The 14,387-nt window shown below is 59.5% G+C and carries 17 protein-coding genes; 13 read left to right on the top strand and 4 right to left on the bottom strand.

Going from position 1 to position 14,387, the window contains the following annotated elements; all coding sequences use genetic code 11:
• Positions 1 to 35 precede the first annotated feature (35 nt).
• Positions 36 to 1,781, bottom strand: a complete 1,746-nt coding sequence (locus tag CWE16_RS06225; RefSeq protein WP_131593829.1) for an ABC transporter ATP-binding protein — start codon at positions 1,779 to 1,781, stop codon at positions 36 to 38.
• Positions 1,782 to 1,822: 41 nt separating this feature from the next.
• On the opposite strand from CWE16_RS06225, the gene CWE16_RS06220 reads away from it, so the two are divergent.
• The 4 genes from CWE16_RS06220 to CWE16_RS06205 are packed head-to-tail and all read left to right on the top strand — an operon-like array spanning position 1,823 to position 4,038.
• Positions 1,823 to 2,020, top strand: coding sequence for an RNA-binding S4 domain-containing protein (locus CWE16_RS06220; RefSeq protein ID WP_131457523.1), 198 nt, complete (start codon positions 1,823 to 1,825; stop codon positions 2,018 to 2,020).
• Between the two features lie 33 nt (positions 2,021 to 2,053).
• Entirely contained in the window at positions 2,054 to 2,785 is a 732-nt protein-coding gene (gene tpiA / locus CWE16_RS06215) for a triose-phosphate isomerase (RefSeq protein ID WP_131593827.1), read from the top strand.
• Positions 2,786 to 2,792: 7 nt separating this feature from the next.
• Positions 2,793 to 3,659 carry a dihydropteroate synthase gene (gene folP, locus CWE16_RS06210; protein ID WP_131593825.1) on the top strand — a complete coding sequence of 289 codons (867 nt, stop codon included), beginning with the start codon at positions 2,793 to 2,795 and terminating at the stop codon, positions 3,657 to 3,659.
• Positions 3,631 to 4,038 (top strand): thiol-disulfide oxidoreductase DCC family protein, encoded by a 408-nt coding sequence (locus CWE16_RS06205; protein ID WP_131593823.1) that lies wholly within the window; start codon positions 3,631 to 3,633, stop codon positions 4,036 to 4,038. The genes folP and CWE16_RS06205 overlap by 29 nt, the downstream gene beginning before the upstream one ends.
• A gap of 43 nt (positions 4,039 to 4,081) precedes the next feature.
• On the opposite strand, the gene CWE16_RS06200 is transcribed toward CWE16_RS06205, so the two are convergent.
• Complete coding sequence (locus tag CWE16_RS06200; protein ID WP_131593821.1) at positions 4,082 to 8,095, bottom strand: magnesium chelatase subunit H; 4,014 nt, start codon at positions 8,093 to 8,095, stop codon at positions 4,082 to 4,084.
• A 121-nt stretch (positions 8,096 to 8,216) separates the two neighbouring features.
• Here CWE16_RS06200 and dapB point away from each other — a divergent pair, with 121 nt between their 5' ends.
• Genes dapB through CWE16_RS06175 form a run of 5 tightly spaced genes read left to right on the top strand, consistent with a single transcriptional unit; the run spans position 8,217 to position 11,451 of the window.
• Positions 8,217 to 9,068 carry a 4-hydroxy-tetrahydrodipicolinate reductase gene (dapB, locus tag CWE16_RS06195; RefSeq protein ID WP_131593819.1) on the top strand — a complete coding sequence of 284 codons (852 nt, stop codon included), beginning with the start codon at positions 8,217 to 8,219 and terminating at the stop codon, positions 9,066 to 9,068.
• Positions 9,069 to 9,098: 30 nt separating this feature from the next.
• On the top strand, positions 9,099 to 9,761 hold the full coding sequence (locus tag CWE16_RS06190) for a hypothetical protein (protein WP_131457352.1): 663 nt from the start codon (positions 9,099 to 9,101) through the stop codon (positions 9,759 to 9,761).
• A 36-nt stretch (positions 9,762 to 9,797) separates the two neighbouring features.
• On the top strand, positions 9,798 to 10,052 hold the full coding sequence (locus CWE16_RS06185; protein WP_131457354.1) for a high light inducible protein: 255 nt from the start codon (positions 9,798 to 9,800) through the stop codon (positions 10,050 to 10,052).
• The gene (locus CWE16_RS06180; protein ID WP_236629609.1) at positions 10,009 to 11,196 is read left to right on the top strand and encodes an FAD-dependent monooxygenase; all 1,188 of its coding nucleotides are present in this window, start codon (positions 10,009 to 10,011) and stop codon (positions 11,194 to 11,196) included. The genes CWE16_RS06185 and CWE16_RS06180 overlap by 44 nt, the downstream gene beginning before the upstream one ends.
• A 30-nt stretch (positions 11,197 to 11,226) precedes the next feature.
• Entirely contained in the window at positions 11,227 to 11,451 is a 225-nt protein-coding gene (locus CWE16_RS06175; RefSeq protein WP_131593815.1) for a DUF2949 domain-containing protein, read from the top strand.
• Here the strand turns inward: CWE16_RS06175 and CWE16_RS06170 are convergent, their stop codons facing one another.
• The gene (locus CWE16_RS06170) at positions 11,452 to 11,970 is read right to left on the bottom strand and encodes an adenine phosphoribosyltransferase (protein ID WP_164498768.1); all 519 of its coding nucleotides are present in this window, start codon (positions 11,968 to 11,970) and stop codon (positions 11,452 to 11,454) included.
• A 43-nt stretch (positions 11,971 to 12,013) separates the two neighbouring features.
• Here CWE16_RS06170 and CWE16_RS06165 point away from each other — a divergent pair, with 43 nt between their 5' ends.
• The 4 genes from CWE16_RS06165 to CWE16_RS06150 are packed head-to-tail and all read left to right on the top strand — an operon-like array spanning position 12,014 to position 13,857.
• Positions 12,014 to 12,538, top strand: coding sequence for a DUF3038 domain-containing protein (locus tag CWE16_RS06165; protein WP_131593813.1), 525 nt, complete (start codon positions 12,014 to 12,016; stop codon positions 12,536 to 12,538).
• A 4-nt stretch (positions 12,539 to 12,542) separates the two neighbouring features.
• Positions 12,543 to 13,151, top strand: a complete 609-nt coding sequence (locus CWE16_RS06160) for a DUF4335 domain-containing protein (protein WP_131593812.1) — start codon at positions 12,543 to 12,545, stop codon at positions 13,149 to 13,151.
• A gap of 32 nt (positions 13,152 to 13,183) precedes the next feature.
• A complete protein-coding gene (locus CWE16_RS06155; RefSeq protein ID WP_131457366.1) occupies positions 13,184 to 13,429 on the top strand; it encodes a hypothetical protein in 246 nt (81 codons plus the stop codon).
• 47 nt (positions 13,430 to 13,476) lie between these two features.
• Complete coding sequence (locus CWE16_RS06150) at positions 13,477 to 13,857, top strand: hypothetical protein (RefSeq protein ID WP_330848538.1); 381 nt, start codon at positions 13,477 to 13,479, stop codon at positions 13,855 to 13,857.
• On the opposite strand, the gene CWE16_RS06145 is transcribed toward CWE16_RS06150, so the two are convergent.
• Entirely contained in the window at positions 13,848 to 14,321 is a 474-nt protein-coding gene (locus tag CWE16_RS06145; RefSeq protein ID WP_131593810.1) for an EF-hand domain-containing protein, read from the bottom strand. The two genes, CWE16_RS06150 and CWE16_RS06145, sit on opposite strands and share 10 nt — an antisense overlap.
• Positions 14,322 to 14,387: the final 66 nt, after the last annotated feature.

Here is a 14,387-nt window from a genome sequence, read left to right as displayed (position 1 = left end):
CTTGGATCGCGCAGACTTTAAGGGCTCTGGCCCAGTCAGGCGTTCTGCAGATCGCGGATGAACTGGCGTTCACAGAGCTCCCTGTAACGGCCACCCCTCTGCATCAGGGAGTCATGGCTTCCCTGTTCAGTGATCCGACCCCGTTCCAGCACGACGATCGAATCGGCCTCTTGCACGGTGGCCAGTCGGTGGGCGATCACCAGAACGGTGCGTCCGTTCATCGCCTGTTTCAGGCCGACCTGCACGGCAGCCTCGGCCTCGGCATCCAGGGCGCTAGTGGCTTCGTCCAACAGGAGGACGGCCGGATTGCCAAGAACGGCTCGAGCGATGGCCACCCGCTGCAGCTGGCCGCCGGAGATGTTGGTGCCTCGCTCCTCGAGTCGGGTGTTGTAACCGTCAGGTAGCCGGATGATGAACTCGTGGGCGTTGGCCAGGGTGGCGGCTTCGATCAGTTGCTCCTGGCTCGCCTCCCGGCCGAATCGGATCGCTTCGGCAATCGTTCCAGAGAAGACGCTGCTGCGCTGAGGAACCAAGGCCACCTGTTGACGCAGCTCCCTCGCCCGCACTTTGGATAAGTCCTTGCCATCAAGAAGCAGTTGCCCTTGTTGAGCTGTGTTGAAACGCAGCAGCAGCGAAAACAGCGTGCTCTTGCCAGCTCCGGAAGGGCCCACGAGTGCAACGATCTGCCCGGCCTCGATCCTGAGGCTCAGATCATCAAGAACTGGTTGACCGGGCGTGTAGGCAAAAGAGATCCGATCCAGGGTTAGCTGGCCGCTGGGGCGTCCGAGCTCAAGCGCGGGAGTTGGATCCGGCGCTTCGGATGGCTCTCGCTCGATCGCACGTAAGCGACGCAACGACGCTTGACCCTGCTGAAATTCGTTGTAGTTCGTGGTCAGGTGGGCAATCGGATCGATCAGCACGATCAGGCCTGTGAGATAGCTGCTCAAGCCCTCACTGTTGAGATCTCCCTTGCTGATCCTTGCTGCAGCAAGCACGAGCACTGTGGCGATGCCGAGGACTTCGATGATCCCGACAACGGGATGCTGAAGGGCCACCAAGCGGTAAGTGGTGTAGCGGGCCCGGCGGTGCTGATCGATCTCCTGCTCGAACCGTGCCTGGAGCCAGGGTTCGGCTGCAAAGGCACGCACCAGTGGGAGTCCTTCGATCGCTTCTCCGAGCAGGCCTGCGAGCTCGCTGACTTTCTTCTGGCTTCGTTCAGTTGCAGCCATCACTCGCGCACCAAACAGGCTGATCAGCCAGGCGATCAATGGGGCAAGCAGGACGATGGCCATCGTGAGCTTCCAGTCAAGCCAGAGCATGTAGCCGAGCACGGCGACGAGCTGCAGGGCGCTGGGGATGGTGTCGTGGAGAGTCTTGTAGATGACCTCACTGACCCGATCGGCATCTTCGGTGAGTCGGTAGGTGAGATCCCCAGCAGAGAGTTTTTCGAGGGCACCCAGTTCCACCCGTTGCAGCCTCTGAAACAGGTCGCTGCGTAGAGACTGGCTCACCTGGAGAGCCGGTCCGGCCAGAAGAGAGTCCTGCAGGAACTGGGCCAGTTTTTGGACGAGGAAGACCACCAGCACCACGCCCAGCACGGGAAGCACCACGTCAAGCTGGCCCGAGCCAAGAGCGGGGATCAATCGGCCTACCAGGTTCATCAGCAGGGGCCAGCTGCCGACGAACACCGCCATGCTCAGGAGCCCCAGGATCAGCCGGCGCAGGTGGGGACGCAGCAGGGGGAGCAACCTGCGGAATCCGGCTTCAGAGGGTGTCAGCATCGCGCCACACTATCAATGGTGATCCGTTGCGTTCGATGCTGATGAGGCTGGATCAATTCCTCAAATGGCAGGGCTGGGTTGGGACTGGAGGTGAGGCCAAGCTGCGGATTCAGGCTGGTGATGTGTCGGTGAATGGCGCCATTGAGACCCGGCGCGGCCGTCAGCTGCAGCCTGGTGATCGCATCAGAATGGGCGCCGATGAGGCCACGATGGAACCACAGCAGCAGGTCGGGCCGTAAGTTGTCTGCTGCTGAGCTGCAGAGGACGCAAGCGTGCGCAAACCGGTGATCGCTGGCAACTGGAAGATGCACATGACCTGTGCCCAGGCCAGGGACTGGCTGGCAGCGTTTTTGCCCTTGATCAGTGACACCCCGGATGACCGCCATTTGGTGGTGGCGCCACCGTTCACAGCGATCTCCACGCTCTCAGACCTCAGCAGGGACTCGAAGCTAGAACTCTCCAGTCAGAACGTTCACTGGGAGGGCGAAGGGGCTTTTACAGGTGAGATCTCACCCAGCATGCTTCAGGAGCATGGGGTGACCTATGCCATCGTCGGCCACAGCGAGCCACGCAAATACTTCAGTGAGAGCGATGAACAGATCAACCATCGCGCCCGCTCGGCGCAGTCCCATGGCCTGATCCCCATTGTTTGTGTGGGTGAAAGTGACGAGCAACGCACTCGGGGCGAAGCCGAGCGCGTGATTCGCAGGCAGGTGGAGCAGGGGTTGGAGGGGTTGGATCCCGCGAAGCTGGTTGTTGCTTACGAGCCGATCTGGGCCATCGGTACCGGCAAGACTTGTGAAGCCAGTGAGGCGAACCGAATCTGTGGCCTCATCAGAAGCTGGGTGGGATCCCCCGATCTGATCATTCAGTACGGCGGCTCTGTGAAGCCGTCGAACATCGATCAGCTGATGGCGATGAGCGATATCGACGGTGTGTTGGTGGGTGGTGCCTCCCTTGATCCTGAGAGCTTCGGCCGCATCGCCAATTACCAGAGCACCTGAGCTGATCATGCGCTGGCCTGATGGCTGGGGGCGGCGGCCGGCTGTGATGGGCGTGTTAAACATCACGCCAGATTCTTTTAGTGATGGAGGCCGTTATTTCGACCCCTCAGCGGCTCTCTCCCAGGGGCAAGCGATGGTCAAGGCAGGGGCTGATCTTTTGGATCTTGGTGCTCAGAGCACCCGTCCCGGAGCTGAAGAGGTTGGAGCCAGTGTCGAGATCGCAAGGCTGATCCCCGTGCTCAAAGCCCTGCGTGACCGCTGCCCCGAGCTGATCCTTTCGGTGGACACGTTCTTAGCACCTGTAGCTGAGGCGGCCCTTGCCGCCGGTGCCGACTGGATCAATGACATCAGCGGTGGGCGTCGTGATCCCGGGATGTTGCCTCTGATCGCTTCCACCGGCTGCCCTTTTGTGTTGATGCATTCCCGCGGCGACAGCCAGACCATGGATGCGTTGACGGACTACGGAGTTGAGGGTGTGGTGCAGGGTGTGATCAGAGAGCTTCAGATTGATACGGAGCGGGCGCTTGCAGCAGGGGTGACACAGGGTCAATTGCTCTGGGATCCGGGCCTTGGCTTCGCGAAGACCACGGAGCAAAACCTTGAGCTCATCAGGCACCTTGAGCGACTCACTGACCAGGGGATCCCCGTCTTGCTCGGACCATCTCGCAAGCGCTTCATCGGGGCTGTCCTTGACGAACCCAGGCCTAGAGCTCGCCTATGGGGTACGGCTGCAGTGTGTTCTCGGGCTGTGTCGGCCGGTGTGGCGGTGCTGAGGGTCCATGATGTTGGCCCGATCCGCCAGATTGCGGACATGTCCGCTGCCATCAGGCCGGTCAAAGAACACCATGTCACCACTCCTAACCCTTCTCTTTGATGGCGGCTGCCCGCTCTGCGTGCGTGAGGTCAATTTTCTGCGACGACGCGATCGCAAAGAATTGATCCGTTTCGTGGATATCGACAGTCCTGATTACGAGCCATCGCTGTGGGGTGGAATCACCTACCGCCAGGCGATGAGCAGGATTCATGCGATCGAAGCCGATGGAACGGTTCTGAAGGACGTGGCGGTGTTTCGCAGCGCCTACCGTTTGATCGGCCTTGGCTGGTTGTATGCCCCAACCAATTGGCCCGTGTTAGGCCCAATCGTGGATGGAGTGTATGGGCTGTGGGCATCCCAGCGACTGAAACTCACAGGCAGACCCGATCTCGATAACCTGTGTGGTTGCCGAGACCGGGATCAGCGCCAGACCCATTAAAGGGGTGACTTTTCACCTCCAGGAGGATCCGAGCAAGAGTTGATCAATCGCCGACGTTGACGCCTTCGATACGATCTTCCACTTCCTGATAAAGCTCCTGAAGTTGCTGGATATTTTCATCGGATGTTTCCCAATAACCACGCCCGTTCACTTCCAGCAGTGTGCCGACAATCCGACGGAAGCTGTGAGGATTCAGTTCCATCAGCCGCTTGCGCATCTCCGGATCGTTGATGAAGGTCTCGTTGGCTTCCTCATACACGAAATTATCCACCTGGCCTGACGTGGCACTCCAACCCAGGGTGAAGTTAAGGCGTTTGGCCACCTCACGCACACCCTCGTAACCTGAATTAAGCATGCCCTCGTACCATTTGGGATTCAGAAGCTTCGTGCGTGAGTCCAAGCGGATGGTTTCACTGAGTGAGCGAACCTGGGCATTGGCTGTGGTGGTGTCAGCGATGTAGCTCGTGGGAGCCTTGCCGTCGTCCCGGAGACCCTTGATGAGATTGGTGGGGTCGCTATCGAAATAGTGGCTGACATCCGTAAGGGAGATTTCAGCGGAATCAAGGTTCTGGAATGTCACATCAGCGGTCTTCATGACCGATTCAAAAACCTCGCGTTTTTGATTCATCTCACCGGGATTGTCGGCATTGAATGCGAAGGTCTTACGGGAGAGGTACATTTCTTGTAATTCTCCTTCTTCCTCCCAGGTGCTGTTCTCAACAGCCAGGTTCACGTTAGAGCTGTAGCTGCCGCTGGCATTGGAGAACACCCGGCAGGCCGCATCACGAAGGCTTGTGCCTTCCTTCTCAGCCTGCTCGAGAGCGTGTTTCCGAACAAAGTTGTGTTCGAGAGGCTCCTCGGCTTCTGCCGCCATCTTCACGCCCTGATCAATCAGTGCCATTTGGTTGATGAACAGGTCGCGGAAAACACCCGAGCAATTCACCACGACGTCAATACGAGGTCGGCCCAACTCTTCAAGGGGAATCAGTTCGAGCTTGTTCACCCGTCCAAGGGAATCGGGCACAGGACGCACACCAATAAACCAGAGGATTTGGGCCAGGGATTCGCCGTAAGTCTTGATGTTGTCAGTTCCCCAGAGCACGCAGGCAATCGTTTCAGGCCAGGCACCCTGTTCCTGTTTTTGACGTTCAATCAGCTTGTCGACAACGCCCTTGGCGGCTGCCACGGCAGCTCTGGTGGGGATCGCCTGGGGATCAAGGGCATGGATGTTTTTGCCGCTGGGCAACACACCGGGGTTGCGAATCGGATCGCCGCCAGGTCCTGGCAGGACGTATTCCCCATCCAGAGCTCGAAGCAAGCTCTGCATTTCCATGTCAGCGCAGACCTGCTCGAGACAGAACCGCAGGTAGGCAAACAGTTTGTCTAGTGCGACTGAATCAACGCTTGTGAAACCAGCACTGCAGCAGGCTCGGAGCCAAGGCGTTGGCAGTTTGAAGCCGAAACGGGTCAGAAGATCCAGAAGCCAACCAAAATTGCCGCGCAGGTTCACGCGTCCATCCAGGCCGGTCAGGGACCGCACCATCGCACCAACCGCCGCTCGGGATGTTTCGGTAATGGTGCGGTTCAGCTCAACGTCAGCAAGGACGCCATCGTCGTTGCCTTTGTAGATATCTTCAATTTTGCGACCGAGTGCTTCGGCGAGTAGGCCGGGAAGTGAGCGGATCTCTTCCTCTTCACGTTCAAGTGCAGCGATATTCACAAGTGTTGCTATCGCTTCTTCGGCCGTCGGTGGCTTGCCGATCGTGTGCAGTCCGCAGGGGAGCAGACGGCTTTCGATCTCCATCAGTTGGCGGTAGACCGCGCCGACTACGGCATCCCTGGCCTCCAGGTCAAGACCTGCCGCATCCTCTCCAGGAAGCTGAACGTCTTTGTCAAGGTTGCACTGACGGGCGGTTTCAACGATTGCGTTGACGATCTGAACGCCACGGCCGCCTTCACGGAGCTGTTGGTAGGAGCCAACGAGTTCACCGAGCTCCTTGAGTCCCTTGTAGAGCCCAGCATTTTCTGCCGGTGGGGTGAGGTAGCTGATTGTGGAGGCGTACCCCCTACGCTTGGCAATCGTTGCCTCCGAAGGATTGTTTGCGGCGTAGTAATAGAGATTGGGAAGTGCGCCGATCAGGGAATCCGGGTAGCAGCTTTCGCTCATACCCATCTGCTTTCCTGGCATGAACTCAAGGGAGCCATGGGTGCCGAAGTGGAGCACAGCATCGGCTTTCCACACCTTCTCCAGATAGGTGTAATAGGCGGCAAAGCCGTGATGAGGGCTTGCACTGCGTGAGTAAAGAAGCCGCATTGGATCGCCTTCGTAGCCAAAGGTGGGCTGAACGCCGACGAACACGTTGCCGAAATGGCGGCCATAGATCAGAAGGTTCTGACCATCGCTGTTCAGGTTGCCGGGTGGCTTTCCCCAGTTCTCTTCCAGTCGCTCGGAGTAAGGGGTTAGACGCTCGTACTCCTCAACGCTCATCCTGTGGGCAATAGAGAGTTCGGGTGCACCCTGCAGGGCCTCGGGATCATTAATGACAGCCTCCATCAAGCTCTTCGAGTCACGGGGCAGGTTCTGCACGTCGTAACCCTTTGCCTTCATCTCCTCGAGAACCCGGTGGATCGAGCTGAAAACATCGAGATAGGCCGCTGTTCCGACATTGCCTTTGTCGGGGGGGAAACTGAAGACCGTGATGGCAAGTTTTTTGTCCTTGCGTGGCTTGATCCGCAGGGATGACCAGCGGATCGCTCGCTCGGCGATGGCATCAACGCGATCCTGAAGGGTGTGCGCTTTACCGGTGGCATCGTCACGACCGGAGAGCACGATGGGTTCAATCGCTCCGTCGAGCTCGGGAATCGCGATCTGCAAGGCCACCTGCACGGGGTGCAAGCCGAGGTCGCTGTCTTCCCATTCCTGTGTTGTCTGGAACACGAGGGGGAGCGCCACCATGTAGGGGCGATTCAGCCGCTTGAGGGAATCAATGGCTTTCGGGTGATCCTGACGGGCAGGACCGCCGACGAGAGCAAAACCGGTGAGTGATACGACGCCGTCAACCAAAGGCTGATCGGGATTCAATGGGTCGTAAAAGAAGGAGTTGACCGGCCTGGAAAAGTCGAGACCACCGCAGAAGATGGGAATCACCCTGGCTCCACGGAACTCCAACTCCTGAACGACAGCCACGTAGTGGGCATCGTCGCCGGTCACGATGTGACTCCGCTGGAGCACCAGGCCAATCACAGGTCCCTGACGGGCCGCGTCGCTGAGATCGCTGCGGCTGCTGTTCCAGTTCAGGTATTCCTTGAGGTCCTCGAACATCGAAGGAGCGAGGGGATGCCAGATGCCCAGGTCGGGGAACACCTCCGGGTCAGCGAACTCCAACTCCGGACGTTGCTCACCTGTTGCCGGGGGGAAGACATATTTGTCAGCCAGCATCAACAGGAAGTTGCGCAGATTGTCAGGTGTGCCACCCAACCAATACTGAAAGCTGAGCATGAAGCTGCGGGCGTCCTGCGCTTTCTCCACAGGCAGGTACTTGAGCACCGTCGGCAGGGTGTTCAGCAGCTTGAGCATGGCGTCTTGGAAGCCAGCTCCGCCTGACTCCTTCCGCTTCTTCATGAAGCCGGCGATCGCACTCTTGCTTTGGCCGAGCTGGGCCATGGAGAAGCTGCCGAGCTTGTTGAGACGCATCACCTCCGGCATGGAAGGGAAGACAACAGCGGCCTTGAGACGGTCTCGATGGGGAGCCACGGCGTCCACCACCTTTTGAGCTAAGTCTTCGATAAAGATCAAAGAGGCGATGAAGACATCGGCCTCGGCCACATCGGCCTGGAAATCGGCGTAGTTCTGCGGATCGCGCAGCTCTTCAATCAGGTACCCGCTCAGCTGGAGGCCCAGTGGACCGTTCTGGGCATTAAGGCTTTGGGCCGCCTGGGTTAGGGCGTTTTGGTACTGGGGCTCGAGCACCACGTACACCGCTTTCATCACCGCCTGGTGATTGTTGTTGTCAGCAGGAGCAATCCGGCGATCGCTGGAGCGGACCTGCGTGAACATCGGCGTGGTTTGAGCAATGTGAAGAAGCCTACGGGCGTTGGTGTCCCTGCTGCGAGGGTTGAAGCTCGGGTGTTACACAGACGCGCCGCCCCATAGGCTCTGGCCAGAGAACCCCCACGCCATGGCAACCCCGACAGCAAGCCCGATTCCTGTGGTGGTGGTGGGCGCCCTTGGGCGCATGGGTGCCGAGGTTGTGAAAGCGGTTCTGGCTTCAGACGATTGCAGGGTTGCTGGGGCCGTGGACACCACGCCCGGCAAGGAGGGGGTCGATCTCGGCAGCGAACTCGGGCTCGGTGCTCTGGATGTGGCCGTCACCTCAGATTTCGAAGGCTGTTTATGCGCCGTTAGCCAGGAGGTGCGTCAGCTAGGCCAAGGCCAGGGCGCTGTGATGGTGGATTTCACCCACCCTTCGGTGGTTTACGAGCACACCAGGGCTGCGATCGCCTATGGAGTGCATCCTGTGATCGGAACAACCGGTCTCTCACCTGAGCAGTTGCAAGACCTCCAGATTTTTTCGGAGAAAGCCTCTGTAGGCGGAGCGGTGATCCCCAATTTCTCGGTGGGCATGGTGCTGTTGCAACAGGCAGCTGCTGCAGCGGCGCGCTTCTATAACCATGCGGAACTCACGGAACTCCATCACAACCGCAAGGCGGATGCCCCTAGCGGGACGTGCATCAAAACCGCTGAGTTGATGGAGGAGCTAGGCAAGAGTTTCAACCCTGAGGAGGTTGAGGAACACGAATCGCTTGCAGGAAGCAGGGGGGGGCGGCGTCCTAGTGGTCTGCGCCTTCATTCCCTGCGTCTTCCTGGGCTCGTTGCCCATCAGGAAGTCATGTTCGGAGCTCCTGGGGAGACCTACACGCTCCGCCACGACACCATGGATCGGTCTGCCTACATGCCAGGTGTTCTGCTCACTGTTCGCCGGGTGCGTCAGCTCAACGCCCTGGTCTATGGCCTCGAGCGCATTCTCTGATCAAGCCTCCGACAAGCAGCGAAGCGCACCATGCTGATCCCCCTTCGACCTGGCGAACTGCAACGGCTGATCCCGGCTATTGCCACCGGCAATCAGTTTTCTGCCGCTCTCGGGAATCCACGCAAGATCCTGCAACGGGTGCTGATTTCCACCATCGGTGGCGTGATCACCCTGCTGATCAGCCAAAGTCTCTCGTTCAATCGCTGGGGATCCATTTGGCTGATCCTTGGCGTTGCACTTCTGCTCTACGTCCTCTGGGGACCAATACTTGAGGCTGGTCAACGCAACGCCACACTGCGCCGTTATCCCGCGGCAGCCATTTTTGAGGGGCAAGTGGCGGAGGCTTACACCCGCGAAAGAGTGGAGAGTCAGCGGGAGCAAGCGGATCAGAACGGCCGCTTGGAGCTTGTCGAGCAACGACGAACCTGGATGGTTCTGGAGCTTGCCGATGAGGACGGGTATCTGGGCCGGTTGAGCTTCCCAATGGAGAAAAAACACGGGGTGATTCGTGCCGGGCTGCCGCTGCGTTGCCTCGTGCTCAGCGATCGCAAAGACTTCTCCCGGGTTGCCGCCTTCAGTGATGCCTGGTTGCCCGGCCTGAAGCTCTGGGTCGGCGAGTACCCCTACCTTTTGCGACCGGCTTTCGAGGAGCTTTGCCAGCGCCGTTTGGCGCGCGGGCGCAAAATTTCTTAATAAGGGGTTACAGTGCGTAAAGAAACAGGAGAAAACATGGTTCAGTCCAATCCTTCTACGGCCCCTGCGATCCGTGGTGCCACCGTCACCACCGAAGACGGCGGTCGTCTGAATGCCTTTGCGACAGAGCCCCGCATGGAAGTTGTTGCTCCTGAGAGCGGTTGGGGCTTCCACGACCGTGCAGAAAAGCTGAACGGGCGGATGGCAATGCTTGGATTCATCGCTCTTCTGGCCACTGAGTTCGCCCTTGGCGGCGAAGCATTCACCCACGGTCTGCTTGGTCTCGGCTGATCCCCGCCGCGTTTCAATCGCTGGAGCCGGTCCGACCGGCTCTCTGCTTGCCCTTGGCTTGGCTCAGCTTGGCTTTCAGGTCATCCTTCAAGATCCTCAGCGCGTCGAGGAACTGATTGCTCGAAGTCGGGCCTACGCCCTGACCCACTCATCGCGTCGTTTGCTCAACGAGCTTGGTCTTTGGGACGCCTTTGGCATCAATCTCATCCCCTTCCGTTCGCTTGACCTTCAAGATCGTGAACTGAAAGCACGGGTTGTCTTCACCCCGGAAGACCTCGCCGGTGGGAATCGCTTGGTTCCGGCGATTGGCTGGATCCTTGATCACCGGCCTCTGATGGAGCTGCTCCTGGATCGATTGGCCTCCCATCCCTCCGTGCAGTTGCAGCTTGGCGCTGCGCCGGCTCCACACACCCCACAGGGACGCTTCGATCTGGCGATTGCTTGTGACGGTCCAGCGTCACCCCATCGGGGATTTTGGAAGCTGCCTTTTTGGTCTTGGACTTATCAACAGGGTTGTCTCACGTTCAAGGTGCGGCTGCGCAACCATCAAGCCCAAACCGCATACGAGCTGTTCCGTTGTGAGGGTCCTTTTGCTGTTCTTCCCCTCGGTCACAATGCGTTTCAAATCGTTTGGAGCGCTCCCCTCGAGTGTTGCCGTGAGCGTGCCGCTCTCTCCCCTGACCAGTTGCTCGAGGAGCTATTCGGAGTGCTTCCGGAGGGGCTGGAGCTGGAGGCTTTCCTCGACCAGCCCAGGGCTTTCCCCCTGCAGCTGAGCCTCGCCCCCCGCCTTGCACGGGGAGGATTGCTGTTGGTCGGGGAGTCGGGGCATCGCTGTCATCCCGTCGGAGGCCAGGGTCTCAATGTGTGTTGGCGTGATGTGGCGGAGTTGCTTCGACTCCTGAAGCATCCCGCTTCCAGCCGACTCAGTGGATCTGCCATCGGTCGCCGCTATGCCCGCAGACGCCTTCCTGATCTGATCCTCGTCGGCCTGGCAACGGATTTGCTGGTGCGTCTGTTTTCCAACCGCAACCCTCTGCTGTTGCTTCTGCGCCGTCTGGGTCTGTCCTCCATGGAGCGCTTCGGCGTGCTGCGACAGCTTTCGCTTGCTGCGATGACCGACGGACCGTTGGCATGGCGTCGCTGACATCCAGCCGTTGACGGTCAGACTGGATCCATGGTGTTCAGCAGCTCACCCCAGCCCAGGCCCCCAGTGACGCTCCTGAAGTTTCTCCAGGAGAAGCTGGGTCTTAGCGACAATGCTCTCCAGCTTGGCCTTCGTCAGGCTGAGCTAGAGCAAGCTCCCCTGCCGATCGTTCTTTGGAGCTTCGGGCTTCTCAGCCTTGCTCAGTATCAGGATGTTCTTGATTGGCAGCAGAACGAGCAGAACGAGCAGAACTGATCAGCTGTAAACAACCAGCGATTCCACCGGGGTCTGTTCCGGAAGCCGCCGCCGACCCTCCAGGGCTGCCAGCTCAACAACAAACCCGCAACCAACCAATTGCCCGCCCGCTTGGGACACGAGCGAGGCGGTGGCGCTCGCGGTTCCACCGGTTGCCAGGAGGTCGTCAACAATCAGTACGCGAGCGCCATCGCGCAAGGCCTCGGCGTGCATTTCCAGTCGATCACTCCCGTATTCCAGGGAATAATCGATCGCGATCACCTCGCCCGGCAGCTTTCCAGGCTTACGCACGGGGACGAAGCCGATGCGTTGGTCGGTGGCCAGAGCAGTGCCAACAATGAATCCCCGGGATTCAATCCCCACGATGAGATCAGGCTGCACTTGTTCGCAGACCGTCCCGAGTCGACGCATGACCTCAGCCCATCCCTCGGGATCTCGAAGCAAGGGGCTGATGTCGCGGAACAGGATTCCCGGTTTGGGGAAATCGGGAATGTCCCGGATGTACTGGCGAAGATCCAAGGAAGGGTGACGCAGAGGCCTCAGCCCTGTCATCATCGCAGCCATGACCGACGCCACTGCTGAACTGGGCCGACGCGGATTCGAGCGTCTCGACCTGTTGCTCCTCACTGTTGAAGCTCTCGATCTCAATGGAGGGGAGGCCATGGTCTGGGCGACCCAGCAACTTGGCTTCTCTGCTCTGTTCCCCAATCGGGTGGAGCTGTGGAAGCGGCGCTGCCATAACCCCCTGAGGCGTTCCACCCGTCGAGGCTCCGTGACGTCGAAGGAAACGGATGCACTGATCCAGTTGCTCTGTGCCATGGCGGATCGCCTCTATCCCCTGCTGCATCAACTGCTCTCCCGTCAGGAGCCCGAAGAGCTCACGTCCCAGCGATGGGCGCTGCTCGATCAGCGACTGCGTGCTCTGGTCGCCGAACGCATGAACCCTCGGCGTGGAGCGGTGCAACGGCTTCTGGATCTCGAGCAATCCGCGCCACTGCAGCGTCAGCTGGTGCGTTCCCTGGCTCTTTGCTCTGGAGCCGGCGGTGTGGACCGAATGCGGGCCAGCCTTCTCGACCCCACCCCCTGAAGCCATGATCAAGCTCTCCTACCGCTACGACCAAACCGCGGCCCGTCTCGAGGTCGAGGGGCTTCCTGACTTCTCTGCTGATCAGGGCAACGGAGTGATCGGCATCCTCTCGGCCTGGCGATTGCAGGTCGTTGGAGCCCCTGAACTCGAAGGCAAGCGGGATCACCTTGAAGCCCTTCTTGCCGTGGTGCTTCCTTATGCACGCCATCAGCTCTCTGGAGTGGCGCGTCGTTTTGGTGCCGATGACGCCCCTGTGAGCATCGCTCCAGTGGAAGCAGGCCACCTGCTGGAGCTTCGAAGCAGTCAGCCTGGGGTCGAACCGCTCAGCATCCGATTGGATGACGCCGAGCTTGCTGATCTCGTGCGTTGTCTTGATGCCATGCGCCTGGATCCCCGCGTACAGCTGGCCTGGCCACCGCTTCCGCAGCGGCCGTTGCAGCGCCGTGAACTTGCCGAACGGATCCCCCTGCATCGGCGTCTCGGTGCTCCTGTTCTTGGTGGCTCCGCCCTTGTCGTGGCCGCTGTTCTGGCGATGTGGGTGCCAACTCAACCGCCATCCCAACCACCGAGCGCTGAGGAAGCGGTCCGAGGAGCGTTGACGAACTCTCCTTGAGCAAGAGAATTGAGTGTGAATGGCCTTGGAGCATGGGAGCCAGCTGGTCGGATCTGAGGCGTCGTGTGGCTCGCATCGGTGCAGCCCTTGATGTGGTTGTACGCAGCGATCCCGAGGTCTGCGGGTTGAGTGGTTCCGGTTATCACCTGACGCTTCACCACAGCGGCTATGGCGACTGCACAGTCGGTGATCTCACCTTGATCGATTGTCCTAACGAACTCGTGCTGTTGGAATTCGAGCGTTGGATGCGCGGTGCCGGGCACCCGCTGGTGTTATGAATCGGCCCAGGTTGCGTTCAATCGCTGGAAAGCCAAAGCCGCGCAGGGTGTTCTCTTCGCGGCGGTCCAGGCCCAGCATTCCTGCCTGGCGCCAAGCCCTTGAAGGGGTTCTGCTTGTGATGCTCGGTGTGGGGTTGCTGGCCTTCCTCAGTTGGTTGCCCCAGAAGATTGATGCGCTGGTGGTGGTGAGTGAAGCCATTGCCGACCTGATTCGTGGACTGGCGCAATTGCTTGAGGCCCTGTTGGGGATTGCTGCTGTGATTCTTTTGGCCTTGCTCCTCGTCGCTGCGCTGGTGGCTCTGCTGGGTGGAGTCGTACGCCTGACTCGTGCCTGTTGGCGATCGTTTTCAAGTTCATCTGGCTCCGGTCGTGTCATGGCCCGCCCTGGCTCGGAACCCAGTCCCCGATCTCGCTCCGCTCAGCGATAAGGCCTTGGTGCCAGAGCTTTCTGAAGTGTCCAGAGCTCAGCCAGGGTCAAAGCTCCATCCTGGTTGAGATCAACGCTCTCGAAATTGCGCGCCAACCAGGGGAGTTGGCGTACTTCCCCTCGATCCAACCGGCCATCGCCATTGCGGTCTGCTTGCTGGAATCGTTTTTGCAGGCGAAAACCGCTTGGCTGGTTGGATGGAACGCGCAGGTCCTCGAGCAGCAGGAAGCCTCTGGAGTCCTGACGGAGCACCCGCTGCTCCAGATAGGGCTGTCCCTGGACTTCCGATCGATCCAGGCGACCGTCGCGATTGAGGTCCATCCGGACGAAGAGTGCTTCCATGCGCCGGCCATAGGCATTCACCTCATCGGGATTCGCTAGGGCTGCTCCGGCATGAATCACCAGCGCTGTCGTTGCTGCAGAGGCCAGAACCCTGACGATCGCGGTCGCTGACGGTTGCTTCATGAGCGCAGGCTATGAAGGAATGCAGTGTCGTTCATGTCTGTTCTGCAACCGTTGACGTCTGAGCTG

The organism is Synechococcus sp. BS55D, from assembly GCF_004332415.1.
Lineage (GTDB): Bacteria > Cyanobacteriota > Cyanobacteriia > PCC-6307 > Cyanobiaceae > Synechococcus_C.
This window is presented reverse-complemented; position numbering and strand designations above follow the sequence as displayed.

Bases quoted from the DNA above. Each gene is read 5' to 3' on its own strand.
- CWE16_RS06225 (WP_131593829.1), bottom strand. From the start codon at position 1,781: ATGCTGACACCCTCTGAAGCCGGATTCCGCAGGTTGCTCCCCCTGCTG.
- CWE16_RS06220 (WP_131457523.1), top strand. From the start codon at position 1,823: ATGAGGCTGGATCAATTCCTCAAATGGCAGGGCTGGGTTGGGACTGGA.
- folP (WP_131593825.1), top strand. From the start codon at position 2,793: ATGCGCTGGCCTGATGGCTGGGGGCGGCGGCCGGCTGTGATGGGCGTG.
- CWE16_RS06205 (WP_131593823.1), top strand. From the start codon at position 3,631: ATGTCACCACTCCTAACCCTTCTCTTTGATGGCGGCTGCCCGCTCTGC.
- CWE16_RS06200 (WP_131593821.1), bottom strand. From the start codon at position 8,095: ATGTTCACGCAGGTCCGCTCCAGCGATCGCCGGATTGCTCCTGCTGAC.
- dapB (WP_131593819.1), top strand. From the start codon at position 8,217: ATGGCAACCCCGACAGCAAGCCCGATTCCTGTGGTGGTGGTGGGCGCC.
- CWE16_RS06190 (WP_131457352.1), top strand. From the start codon at position 9,099: ATGCTGATCCCCCTTCGACCTGGCGAACTGCAACGGCTGATCCCGGCT.
- CWE16_RS06185 (WP_131457354.1), top strand. From the start codon at position 9,798: ATGGTTCAGTCCAATCCTTCTACGGCCCCTGCGATCCGTGGTGCCACC.
- CWE16_RS06175 (WP_131593815.1), top strand. From the start codon at position 11,227: ATGGTGTTCAGCAGCTCACCCCAGCCCAGGCCCCCAGTGACGCTCCTG.
- CWE16_RS06165 (WP_131593813.1), top strand. From the start codon at position 12,014: ATGACCGACGCCACTGCTGAACTGGGCCGACGCGGATTCGAGCGTCTC.
- CWE16_RS06160 (WP_131593812.1), top strand. From the start codon at position 12,543: ATGATCAAGCTCTCCTACCGCTACGACCAAACCGCGGCCCGTCTCGAG.
- CWE16_RS06155 (WP_131457366.1), top strand. From the start codon at position 13,184: ATGGGAGCCAGCTGGTCGGATCTGAGGCGTCGTGTGGCTCGCATCGGT.
- CWE16_RS06145 (WP_131593810.1), bottom strand. From the start codon at position 14,321: ATGAAGCAACCGTCAGCGACCGCGATCGTCAGGGTTCTGGCCTCTGCA.